The sequence below is a fragment of the Pseudomonas putida genome, assembly GCA_029953615.1.
Taxonomy (GTDB): domain Bacteria; phylum Pseudomonadota; class Gammaproteobacteria; order Pseudomonadales; family Pseudomonadaceae; genus Aquipseudomonas.
Genome location: CP124529.1, coordinates 1,890,392 through 1,903,158, shown reverse-complemented (window position 1 = coordinate 1,903,158; position 12,767 = coordinate 1,890,392). Strand labels below are relative to the sequence as shown.

Here is a 12,767-nt window from a genome sequence, read left to right as displayed (position 1 = left end):
GCGACACAAGGCCGCTCCTACAGCGACCGCGTATGCCCTGGCTGACGTGGTCCCCTGTAGGAGCGGCCTTGTGTCGCGATAGGGCCGCAAAGCGGCCCCAGCTTTTTCAACCGCTCAGCGGATCAGTCCAATTATTTTGGTTGTCCATGCTTGTACATACAAGTAAAGGTGTGTTTGTATATCTACCACGACATACCCGCCCGCGGACGACCGTAGAGGACCTTTCCCGTGACCGACAACAACAAATACCGTGACGTTGAAATCCGTGCCCCACGTGGCAACAAGCTGACCGCCAAAAGCTGGCTGACCGAAGCGCCACTGCGCATGCTGATGAACAACCTCGATCCACAGGTCGCGGAAAACCCGAAAGAACTGGTGGTGTACGGTGGCATCGGCCGCGCTGCGCGCAACTGGGCCTGCTACGACAAGATCGTCGAGACACTGACCCGCCTGGAAGACGATGAAACCCTGCTGGTGCAATCGGGCAAGCCGGTTGGCGTGTTCAAGACCCACAGCAACGCCCCGCGCGTGCTGATCGCCAACTCCAACCTGGTGCCGCACTGGGCCAACTGGGAACACTTCAACGAACTGGACGCCAAGGGCCTGGCCATGTACGGCCAGATGACCGCCGGCAGCTGGATCTACATCGGCAGCCAGGGCATCGTCCAGGGCACCTACGAAACCTTCGTCGAAGCCGGTCGCCAGCATTACGGCGGCAGCCTGAAAGGCAAGTGGGTTCTCACCGCTGGCCTGGGCGGCATGGGTGGCGCCCAGCCACTGGCCGCCACCCTGGCCGGCGCCTGCTCGCTGAACATCGAATGCCAGCAGAGCCGCATCGACTTCCGCCTGGAAACCCGTTACGTCGACGAGCAGGCAACCGACCTCGACGACGCCCTGGCACGCATCGCCAGGTACACCGCGGAAGGCAAAGCCATCTCCATTGCCCTGCACGGCAACGCTGCCGAAATCCTGCCAGAGCTGGTCAAGCGTGGCGTGCGCCCGGACATGGTCACCGACCAGACCAGTGCCCACGACCCACTGAACGGCTACCTGCCTGCCGGCTGGACCTGGGAGCAATACCGCGACCGTGCGCAGACCGAACCGGCCGCAGTGGTCAAGGCTGCCAAGCAATCGATGGCCGTGCACGTTCAAGCCATGCTCGACTTCCAGAAGCAGGGCATCCCGACCTTCGACTACGGCAACAACATCCGCCAGATGGCCAAGGAAGAGGGCGTGGCCAATGCCTTCGACTTCCCGGGCTTCGTACCGGCCTACATCCGTCCGCTGTTCTGCCGTGGCATCGGCCCGTTCCGCTGGGCGGCGCTGTCCGGTGATGCCGAGGACATCTACAAGACCGACGCCAAGGTCAAGGAACTGATCCCCGACGACGCTCACCTGCACCGCTGGCTGGACATGGCCCGCGAGCGCATCAGCTTCCAGGGCCTGCCGGCACGTATCTGCTGGGTGGGTCTGGGTCTGCGCGCCAAGCTGGGCCTGGCGTTCAACGAAATGGTCCGCAGCGGCGAGCTGTCGGCGCCAGTCGTCATCGGCCGCGACCACCTGGACTCCGGTTCGGTGTCCAGCCCCAACCGTGAAACCGAAGCCATGCGCGACGGCTCCGACGCTGTTTCCGACTGGCCGCTGCTCAACGCCCTGCTGAACACCGCCGGCGGTGCTACCTGGGTGTCGCTGCACCACGGTGGTGGCGTGGGCATGGGCTTCTCCCAGCACTCGGGCATGGTCATCGTCTGCGACGGTACCGACGAAGCCGCCGAGCGTATTGCCCGCGTGCTGACCAACGACCCGGGGACCGGTGTAATGCGCCATGCCGATGCCGGTTACGACATCGCCATCGATTGCGCCAAGGAGCAGGGCCTGGACCTGCCAATGATCACTGGCTGATCGCCACGCTTTGGATCGCACCCCACAAGGGTGATACTGAACAACAAGAAGGGGCGCGCAGGCACCAGAAACGGGCCTGCGGCTCCACGCGATTGGAGTAGTAAAGTGACCGAATTGACCCTCAAGCCCGGCACCCTGACCCTGGCCCAGCTGCGCGCCATCCACGCCGCGCCCGTGCGCCTGCAACTGGACGCCAGCGCCGCGCCGGCCATCGACGCCAGCGTTGCCTGCGTCGAACAGATCATTGCCGAAGACCGTACCGCCTACGGCATCAACACCGGTTTCGGCCTGCTGGCCTCGACCCGCATCGCCAGCCACGACCTGGAAAACCTGCAGCGCTCGCTGGTGCTGTCCCACGCCGCCGGTGTCGGCGCGCCGCTGGATGACGACCTGGTGCGGCTGATCATGGTACTGAAGATCAACAGCCTCAGCCGTGGCTTCTCCGGCATCCGTCGCAAAGTCATCGACGCGCTGATCGCCCTGGTCAACGCCGAAGTCTACCCGCACATCCCGCTGAAGGGCTCGGTGGGTGCTTCCGGCGACCTCGCCCCGCTGGCGCACATGTCGCTGGTGCTGCTGGGTGAAGGCAAGGCCCGCTATAAAGGGCAGTGGCTGCCGGCCACCGAAGCCCTGGCGGTCGCCGGCCTCGAGCCACTGACCCTGGCCGCCAAAGAGGGCCTGGCCCTGCTCAACGGCACCCAGGCGTCCACCGCCTATGCCCTGCGTGGCCTGTTCCAGGGTGAAGACCTGTACGCCGCCGCCATCGCCTGCGGTTGGCCTGAGCGTCGAAGCCGCACTGGGCTCGCGCTCGCCGTTCGATGCGCGCATCCACGAAGTGCGTGGCCAGCGCGGCCAGATCGACACTGCTGCCTGCTTCCGTGACCTGCTGGGCGACTCCAGCGAAGTGTCGCTGTCGCACAAGAACTGCGACAAGGTCCAGGACCCGTACTCGCTGCGCTGCCAGCCGCAGGTCATGGGCGCCTGCCTGACCCAGCTGCGCCAGGCTGCCGAGGTACTGGGCATCGAAGCCAACGCCGTGTCGGACAACCCGTTGGTGTTCGCGGCCGAAGGTGACGTGATTTCCGGTGGCAACTTCCACGCCGAGCCGGTGGCCATGGCCGCCGACAACATCGCCTTGGCCATCGCCGAAATCGGTTCGCTCAGCGAGCGCCGCATCTCGCTGATGATGGACAAGCACATGTCCCAGCTGCCGCCGTTCCTGGTGGAGAACGGCGGGGTCAACTCCGGCTTCATGATCGCCCAGGTCACGGCAGCTGCCCTGGCCAGCGAGAACAAGGCTCTGTCGCACCCGCACAGCGTCGACAGCCTGCCGACCTCGGCCAACCAGGAAGACCACGTGTCGATGGCCCCGGCTGCCGGCAAGCGCCTGTGGGAAATGGCTGAAAACACCCGTGGCGTGCTGGCCATCGAGTGGCTGGGCGCCTGCCAGGGCCTCGACCTGCGCAAGGGCCTGAAGACTTCGGCCAAGCTGGAGCAGGCGCGCCAGGCGCTGCGCAGCGAAGTGCCGCACTACGATCGTGACCGTTTCTTCGCGCCCGACATCGAAAAGGCCGTGGAACTGTTGGCCAAGGGTAGCCTGACTGGCCTGCTGCCGGCGGGTGTGCTGCCAAGCCTGTAATGCCCCCTGGGGCCGCCGTGCGGCCCATTCGCAGCACAAGGCTGCTCCTGCAAGGCGACGCGCTCCCTTGTAGGAGCAGCCTTGTGCTGCGAAAGGGCTGCAAGGCAGCCCCTTCGATCTCACGACCACAAAAACAATTTAAGGACGTGACATGCAACAAGCTCAAGGTCTCAAACGCGGGCTAAGTGCCCGCCACATCCGCTTCATGGCCCTCGGTTCCGCCATCGGTACCGGGCTGTTCTACGGCTCCGCCTCGGCCATTCAGATGGCCGGCCCGGCCGTGCTGCTGGCTTACCTGATCGGCGGCGCCGCGGTGTTCATGGTCATGCGCGCCCTCGGCGAAATGGCTGTGCACAACCCGGTTGCCGGCTCGTTCGGCCACTACGCCAGCACCTATCTCGGCCCAATGGCAGGCTTTATCCTCGGCTGGACCTACGCCTTCGAGATGGTCATTGTCGCCATCGCCGATGTCACCGCCTTCGGTATCTACATGGGCTTCTGGTTCCCGGAAGTGGCCCGCTGGATCTGGGTGCTGGGCATCGTCTTCCTGATCGGCGGCCTCAACCTGTGCAACGTCAAGGTCTTTGGCGAAATGGAATTCTGGCTGTCGCTGCTCAAGGTCGGCGCCATCGTGGACGATGATCCTGGCCGGCCTCGGCATCATGGCCTTCGGCTTCAGCCAGGTAGGCACCGGGCATGCCGTGGGTGTCAGCAACCTGTTCGACCATGGTGGCTTCATGCCCAATGGCGTGGGTGGCCTGATCGCCTCCTTTGCCGTGGTGATGTTCGCCTTCGGCGGCATCGAGATCATCGGCGTCACTGCCGGTGAGGCCAAGGACCCGCAGCGGGTCATCCCCAAGGCGATCAATGCCGTTCCACTGCGCATCCTGCTGTTCTATGTGCTCACCCTGTTCGTGCTGATGTGCCTGTACCCATGGCCGCAAATCGGCAGCCAGGGCAGCCCGTTCGTGCAGATTTTCAGCAACCTGGGCATCGGCTCCGCCGCCGCGGTGCTGAACATCGTGGTGATTTCCGCCGCGATCTCGGCCATTAACAGCGACATTTTCGGCGCCGGCCGCATGATGTACGGCCTCGCTCAGCAAGGCCACGCCCCGCGCGGCTTCAGCAAGCTGTCGCGAAACATGGCGTGCCGTGGATGACCGTGGTGGTGATGGGCGCTGCGCTGCTGATCGGCGTGCTGCTCAACTACCTGATCCCGGAGAACGTGTTCCTGCTGATCGCCTCGATCGCCACCTTCGCCACCGTGTGGGTGTGGCTGATGATCCTGCTCACCCAGGTGGCCATGCGCCGCAGCATGAGCCGTGAACAGGTGGCCCAGCTGCAGTTCCCGGTACCGTTCTGGCCTTACGGCCCGGCCATGGCCATTGCTTTCATGGTGTTCATCTTTGGCGTGCTCGGTTACTTCCCGGATACCCAGGCGGCATTGTTTGTCGGCGTGGTCTGGGTGGTGTTCCTGGTGGCGTCCTACCTGCTGTGGTGCAAGCCACGCGCCGGGCAGGGCCAGCCGGTAGCAGAGCCTGCCGAGTTGCACCGCTAGTAAAAGGAGATTGTGCATGAGAACCGTCTGGCAGCACTGCCATGTGGCAACCATGGCCGAGGGCCGTTACTCGGCCATCGAGGACGCGGCCATCGTCACCCGTGACGGGCTGATCGAATGGATCGGCCCGCGCACCGAGCTGGCGTCGGTCGAGGCTGAGCGCACGGTGGACCTGGGCGGTGCCTGGGTCACCCCGGGGCTGATCGACTGCCACACCCACGCGGTGTTCGGCGGCAACCGCAGCGGTGAGTTCGAGCAGCGCCTTCAGGGCGTGAGCTATGCCGAAATTGCCGCACAGGGCGGTGGCATCGCCAGCACCGTGCGGGCCACCCGCGCGGCCAGCGAGGACGAGTTGTTCGCCAGTGCTCGCCAGCGGGTCCAGGCACTGATGCGCGATGGTGTGACCACCCTCGAGATCAAGTCCGGCTACGGCCTGGACCTGGCCAATGAGCGCAAGATGCTGCGCGTGGCCCGGCGCCTGGCCGACGAACTGCCTTTGGCGGTGCGTGCAACCTGCCTGGCCGCCCACGCCCTGCCGCCGGAGTACGCCGGCCGGGCCGACGACTACATCGCGCACATTTGCGACGAAATGCTGCCGGCCTTGGCCGCCGAGGGCCTGGTGGACGCCGTTGATGCCTTCTGCGAACACCTGGCGTTTTCCCCGGCCCAGGTCGAGCGGCTGTTCATCAAGGCGCGCGAGCTGGGCCTGCCGGTCAAGCTGCACGCCGAACAGCTGTCGTCGCTGCACGGTTCCAGCCTGGCGGCGCGCTACCAGGCGCTGTCGGCCGACCACCTGGAGTTCATGACCGAGGACGACGTCATTGCCATGGCAAAAGCCGGCACGGTCGCCGTGCTGCTGCCGGGCGCGTTCTACTTCCTGCGCGAAACCCAGCTGCCGCCGATGGATGCACTGCGCCGTCACGGCGTGAAGATTGCCCTGGCCAGCGACCTCAACCCGGGCACCTCGCCCGGGCTGTCGCTGCGGCTGATGCTGAACATGGGCTGTACCTGTTTCCGCATGACCCCGGAAGAAGCCCTGGCCGGTGTCACCGTGCACGCCGCCACGGCGCTGGGCCTGGGCGACAGCCACGGCTCGCTGGAAGTGGGCAAGGTCGCCGACTTCGTTGCCTGGCAGATCGAACGCCCCGCTGACCTTGCCTACTGGCTGGGCGGCGACCTGCCCAAGCGCGTGGTGCGCAAGGGCTACGAGATTTCCAACTGAGTGAGGCACGATGGACAAGGTACTGAGTTTTCACCAGGGCCGCCTGCCGCTGCTGATCAGCATGCCGCATGCCGGCCTGAAACTGTCGCCGGCGGTACGAGACGGCCTGGTCGACCGGGCGAGCAGCCTGCCGGACACCGACTGGCATATTCCACGGCTGTATGACTTTGCCCGTGACATGGGCGCCAGTGTGGTGGCGGCGGAGTATTCGCGTTTCGTCATCGACCTGAACCGCCCGGATGACGACAAGCCGCTGTACGCCGGGGCCACCACCGGCCTGTACCCGGCCACGCTGTTCGATGGCGAGCCATTGTTCAAGGACGGGCTGGAGCCGACTGGCGAGGAACACAAGCAGTATCTGGAGCAGATCTGGCGACCCTACCACGACACGATTCGTCGCGAGCTGGCGCGGCTGCGTGAGCAGTTCGGCTACGCCCTGCTGTGGGACGCCCATTCGATCCGCTCGCTGATTCCGCACCTGTTCGACGGCAAGCTGCCGGATTTCAACCTGGGCACTTTCAACGGCGCCAGTTGCGATCCGGAACTGGCCGAGCGGTTGCAAGCGGTATGTGCCCAGGCGCAAGGCTATAGCCATGTGCTCAACGGGCGTTTCAAGGGCGGGCATATCACCCGCCATTACGGCGACCCGGCCAACCATGTTCATGCGGTACAGCTGGAGCTGGCGCAAAGCACCTACATGGAGGAAACCGAGCCGTTCACCTACCGAGAAGACCTGGCCCGGCCGACGCAGCAGGTACTGAGGGGGCTGTTGCAGGCACTGCTGGCGTGGGGCGCGGAGCGGTACGGGCGGTAACCTTCTGCGGTTGAAAGCGGCGACGCGATGCAGGGCATGCGCGTCGCCAGTCAGCCGGCGTCAGTTGCCAGCGTTGCTGTTGATCTGCGCGAGGGTAAGTTCACGCAGCAGCTCGCGCTCTTCCTGTTGCTTGTCTTCCAGCAGACCTTGCTGCAGGTTCAACTCGTCCTGAAGCGGGTGGTCCTTGCTGGCCAGTTCAAGCACGCGCATGCGGTAGCGTGTATCTATTTCGCCAAAACGATCGGCATGTTCGATGCGCAGGCGCGTGGTCCAGTCGCTATTTGCCAGCATATAGTCGATCAGTGCATCGCTCAGTTCACTTTGGCGGACCTTTTCCAGCACGCTGGCCAGCTCACCGGCCGCCAGGTTCGCGGCACCTCGGAAACGCATGCGGTCGGAAATCGGCAGGTCCAGCTCCTTGGCCAGTTCGCGGCGGTAGGCCAGGCTCACCGAGACTTTGTCACCCGAGCCAGTCCTGTGTTTGGCCAGTTCCTCCAGCTGATTGATCCGGAATAGTTGCAACAGCCGTCGGCGCAGCGCTTTCAGCGTATCGCCAGCGTCGATCAGCAGGCGCTGGTTCATCAGGTACAGTTCGATATTGTTGAACGTCTGCAGTGCACCATCATGGCAGGTGGGCACCACTTTGGTCACAGGGTCAGGCAAGGCTTCCACGGCGATCTGCTCCATCGTTGCGCGTTCTATCTCGTTGCTGACTGCTGCTACCAGAATCAGGCGCACCCGCTCGCAGAAGGTGGTTCGGGTTTTGGGATCGGCGTAGGGAGCGGCATTGTGCAACCGGCCCACCAAGCGCAACAGGTCGCTGCCCTCCAGGCGTGCCCAGCAGTCCTGCAAAGCCTCGTTCTGTGCCTCGTTGCCGAGCATCCAGTCCTCCAGCCTGGGCGTATCGTCGCCGAGCAGGGGGAAGTGAGGGTGATCCAGGGAGCCTTCGCTCGAGGAATCGACCAACTGCAGGTTGCCTGGGATATCCAGGGCGAAGGAGTAGCTGTGCTGGCTGTCCGAGAATGCCCGCACGCGCAGGATGGTATCGAGTGGTAAGGGATTGTCGAACAGCGCGATCGACGAAATCGGCATCGGGTTGTTCAGGTTCGACAGGATGTGCTCGGGCAACTGGCTGATATTGTTCGAGCTCAAGTCAAGCAGCTCGAGGGGCAGCAGGCTGTCACACCAGCTTGGCCAAGCCTGGAGGTTCATGTTGGTCAGCGCCAGCGATTGCAGGTTGTGGGATAACTGTGCGGGCACCTGGTTGATGGTCCCCACACGGTTGCCGGACAGGTCTATCGAGGTGAGCTGTTCCAGCCCCGCGAAGACTTCCAGCATGGACTGGTCGATTTCCAGGCCCATGTTGCGAAACTCCAGGAAAGTGAGCTGCGGCAGGCACGCCAGGGCAGAGGCCAGTGCGGGGGTCGCTGCCTGATGGCCATCGATGGTCAAGCGGGTGACATTGGGAAAGCGCCGTAACAGTTCATCGAGCTGCGAAGCGCTGCCACGCAGACGGGTCAGGCTCAGCGCCCGTACGCGCTCGCCGAAGAACGCTGGAAGCCGTCGGGGGAAATGCTCGATGGCCACGTCCTCGAGTTGCAGCCGCAGGTACAGCTGCCCCCGCTCCTGCTGCTGCCAGAAATCACTGATCGCAGTTCCGATGCGCTGCCTGTCCGTCAGTGCTTCCTGGGTCAGCGGGTTGCTCGAGCTGGAGGCGTGGGCCCAGCCATCGATAGCATCACGCATCTGCTGTCGCTCATTGCGGATACGGGTCAGCTGCTCGGTGAGTGCGGCAGACTGGTCGGTGCTGATACCGGACATGTCGATGCGCTCATTGAGCAGCAAGCGCTGCAGGTCGTTTTCATTGATGCTGTTGCCCTGCAGCGAAATTACTGGCGGGGTGGCCATGCTGCCTGCTTCATTGAGCAGGAACGAAGGCAACGACCTGAGGTTGTTGTCGCGCAGGGACAAGTGGGCGATGCGCCCAAGGGCATCGCTGCCAATGCCGATGGGCCATTGGGACAACTGCATCTGGTTAAGGCCCAGGTAATCCAGGGACAGTTCGTGGAAACTCGGGCTGTTGTTCTGTGCCACGCGATTGCCGCTCAAGTCCAGGTAGCGCAATTGGCCGAGCCCCGACAGCAGGCCCAGATCGCTTTCGGACAGCGCGATGTTCTGGTTGGTAAACGTCAGCCGCTGCAAGCCGGGCAGGGCCTCGGTAATGGTAGGAATACTGAACAGGAAGGACGATGGTGTGGCTCTGGGGTCATAGGCCCGGCTGATTTCCAGGGACTCGATCTGTGGCATCTGCCTGAGCAGGCGTTGTAACAGGCGTTCGTTCTGCGCCCAGCCTGCCAGGGCCCCCGAAGGCAGGTCGACCAGGCTGAGGCTGCGCACGCGAGTATTGAAGAAGTCGGGCAATGTCAGAGGAACGTCGGCCAGAGGAACGCGAGTAATGCGTAGCTCGGCGGTATGCCCGGCGCTTTCATCCAGCGCGACGTCGTACCAATGTTGCAGGATCGCTTTGCGCAGGTTGTCGTAGTCGCGTGCTGCCTGATTGGTTGCCGGGGAAATGGCTTCGCTCCAGTCATCCAGCCGGCTTAGCAGTTCGTTGCGTTGTTCAAGCAACGCTTGCAGGTGTTCGAGGATCTGCTGCGGTGTGCGGCCGGTGCCGGTGAGTGCCAGCAGAATCTGGTCTGCCGAGCGGCCGGTATGCGTGACCAGCCCTGTGGCTTCGACGGCTTCGAGCAGGCGTTGACGGGTAACGCTTTGTGCGGCCGCGCCGCCGCCACTGAGCGGGTAGCCCAGGCGACCATCGGCCAGGCGCATGGGCGAGCGGTAGCCGGGGCGCACCGGTTGCATGCCCAGAAGTGCCCGCAGTTCCGGTCGGGGTAGCAACGGGCTTTCCTGGACCAGGCGTTCGAGCGCCTGCTGGTCGGCGATTTGCATTTCGGTCATGGCTGCCGGCAGCGCCTTGTACAAGGCCGCGTAGAGGCTTGGGTATAGGCTGATGGCTGCACCTGGCTGGCTATCGTCGTGAACGATATACCCTGCCTCGGCATGGGTAATGGTCTTGTACGGATACCCGTCCAGCGGGCCCAGCTCATAGTCCTGAGCCGGCCACGACAGGCGCTGCAGCAACCTCACCCGGGTTTCGGCCGGCCAGCCCGGTAGCTGCGCCAGGGTATGCACGATCAGTCGGTCGCTGTCCCAGTTCGGTACGCAGGGCAGGTACAGCCCTTCGTAGGCGCGGGCAAGACGGATTTGTTGCCGGTAGACACGAAGTTCTTCGCTGAGGCGCAGCGGCACCTTGCCGCTTTCGAGCAACTGCAGTTCGCTGGTACCGGCGGCGCGTGTCAGTTCGTTGGCGACCACCGCCGGCAGTTGGGGGTAAACCCGCTGGAGGGCTTCGGCGCCCGGTGCGAGGGTAATCGGCAAGGTGCTGTAAGCCCTGTGGAATTCGGCTGAGCGAGTGCTGGTATCGGGTAGCAGGCGGAGGCTTTCGTCCAGCCTGAAGCGTTGCAGGGTATCCTCGAGCAAGGCTGGCAGCCGCTGGTTCGTCGCCAGGGCCCGGCGCAGTTGGTCTTCATCGCTGCCGCTGAGGGCCACGATGCGTTGCAGGGTCGTCTCGTCGAAATGCGCGTTCAAGTGGCCGATACGACGCAACAACTGCATGCCTGACCAACTCAGCGGTCGATCCGTTCCGAGCAACCAGGCCCCGGCGCCATTGTGCCGTACGGGTGGTTGATAGCGCCGAGGATTTTGCGGGTGCTGCAGGCGATACTCGCCGGTGGCTGCGGCCTGCTCGACGATGTACTGCTCGCCCTGCACAACCAGCCAGTGCCTGCCGTTGTGCTGGCGTAGGCCCAACGCGTCTGCTTCCAGGCCTTCGGGCAGTCTCTCGCTGCTCTGATAGGGCGCCAGGTCGGGTTTCCACAGGCGAACCTGGCCATCGGCTGTTTCCACATCTTCCAGTTCCTCGATGAATGATGGCGTTTCCACCGGAATACGCTCTATTTCTGCTTCCTCATCATCGCTGGCGCCAGTCTCCTGCCCCTCCACGGCAGCGCCGGCTTCACCGCCCTTTGCGCCCCTCAAGGCTTTGGCTGTCGCGCTGAGCGCCGCCATCAGCGCCACGTTCTCGACCACATCGACCAGGTAGCCATAGGCAATGTCGCGCTCGTCGTTTTCCCAGGCCTCTATGCCGTCATACACCTCGAAGGCCAATTGAGTCACGCACACGGCCAGCATGGCCTCACCCAGCCCAGGCACGAAGAACCCGGCGATGTTCAGGGCGGTCAGCACGCGCCCCGCTATCAATTCCCGGTGCGCCTGAGCGGTGCGCCGGTCGACGATCTCGGTTGGTATGGCATGAAACAGCACATCCTGTTCATGGCGCTGGGTTTTCTGGAAGGCCATGACGCCCTGGAACGCATGGCTGAATGGTTTTGCCACCGGATACAGGGCGGCATGCAGGTCCGCAACAGGCTCGTGGATCCCTCGGGTACTCCAGCCCAGAGGCGTGAGCCGATCTTTGAGACGGGCGATGACTGATGGTTTATCGCGGTCGCCGATGTGTTTGTCCAGGTAGTGGATATCGGCCTGCAGCCTTTCGCCGAGCTCGGCTAGCAAGGCTTCCTGGCTGGTGAACTCTTTGAGGGGCAGCGTACCGTCTTCCGGGATATACAGGGCTACCGCCTGTTGATCGGCTGCCTGCAGGGTGACGAGCACGACTCCGGTCAGTTCCGCCTCCCACAAATCGAGCAAGCTGAACGTTACTTCCGAGTTGGCCGATGGCGGCTGGTCAAGGGGCGCGGCAAGGGCGGCGGAGTACAGCGTTTCGCTGATGTCTCCCTTGAGCCGGGCGAAATGCAGCGATTGCCTGAACGCCGAAACCTCGGCGCGCCCCAAGGTTTCATAGACGGCCAGTGCGGCTTGGTCGGCGTCTGCTCGCGGCATGCCCGCTGGGTAGTAGATGGCATGCACCTGCTCATGGTACTTGCCGCCGATATCCAGGGCGCGACACAAGTCGGCAAACGCTTCGGCGGTGATGTCTAGCGTGTTGCTGATCGGCACCGTGCCCATGAAGCGGCGGTGATCGAGCATGACCGACTTTTTCAGCAAGGCGTCAGGCGCATCCATGCCATGCTCCCCAGCGGCGGCCTGGTCGAAGTTGTGCAGCGCGCAGTGGAGCAGCGAACGGGTGGCCCGATCGATCGCCTGACGGCTGTCTATCGCGTTACGGCTATCGATCAGGCGGGCATCGACCAGGTAGGTGTTGCGTACGTCCAGGTCAAGCCCGAAGCGCTGCTTGATCGCCTTGGTCAGCGTTTCGCTGGCGTAGGTTTCCAGGTCTGGTAGCCGCTCGAACAGTTTGTGCACCTGCGCCTGGTGCTCGCGGTGGCGTGCATGTTCTTCCTGCCAAGCCTTGGCGACGTCCGGTTGCTGCTGGATGGCTGCCGGCAACCAGGCGTGGGCCTGCTGCCAGTTGCGCATCGCGCGATGGGTTTCGGGCGTTGCAAGCTTGAGCCAGGCGGGGATCTTGCGTTCGATGGTGGCGTAATGAACGCCAGGCTGGGAAATCGCTGGGTTTGGCATATTGCGGCCTCGCATGATAGGGCAAGGGACTATC

Annotated in this window: 4 protein-coding genes and 2 pseudogenes; 5 read left to right on the top strand and 1 reads right to left on the bottom strand. The window is 63.8% G+C overall.

Going from position 1 to position 12,767, the window contains the following annotated elements:
• Positions 1 to 228: 228 nt before the first annotated feature.
• The 5 genes and pseudogenes from hutU (at position 229) to hutG (ending at position 7,135) form a co-directional block, all read left to right on the top strand.
• A complete protein-coding gene (hutU, locus tag QIY50_08740; protein ID WGV22246.1) occupies positions 229 to 1,902 on the top strand; it encodes a urocanate hydratase in 1,674 nt (557 codons plus the stop codon).
• A 105-nt stretch (positions 1,903 to 2,007) separates the two neighbouring features.
• Positions 2,008 to 3,541, top strand: a pseudogene (gene hutH / locus QIY50_08735) (histidine ammonia-lyase).
• Between the two features lie 151 nt (positions 3,542 to 3,692).
• Positions 3,693 to 5,099 (top strand): annotated as a pseudogene (locus QIY50_08730) (amino acid permease).
• A gap of 16 nt (positions 5,100 to 5,115) precedes the next feature.
• Positions 5,116 to 6,321, top strand: a complete 1,206-nt coding sequence (gene hutI / locus QIY50_08725; protein WGV22245.1) for an imidazolonepropionase — start codon at positions 5,116 to 5,118, stop codon at positions 6,319 to 6,321.
• A 10-nt stretch (positions 6,322 to 6,331) separates the two neighbouring features.
• Positions 6,332 to 7,135, top strand: a complete 804-nt coding sequence (gene hutG, locus QIY50_08720; protein WGV22244.1) for an N-formylglutamate deformylase — start codon at positions 6,332 to 6,334, stop codon at positions 7,133 to 7,135.
• A 60-nt stretch (positions 7,136 to 7,195) separates the two neighbouring features.
• On the opposite strand, the gene QIY50_08715 is transcribed toward hutG, so the two are convergent.
• On the bottom strand, positions 7,196 to 12,733 hold the full coding sequence (locus tag QIY50_08715; GenBank protein WGV22243.1) for an NEL-type E3 ubiquitin ligase domain-containing protein: 5,538 nt from the start codon (positions 12,731 to 12,733) through the stop codon (positions 7,196 to 7,198).
• Between the last annotated feature and the right edge of the window lie 34 nt (positions 12,734 to 12,767).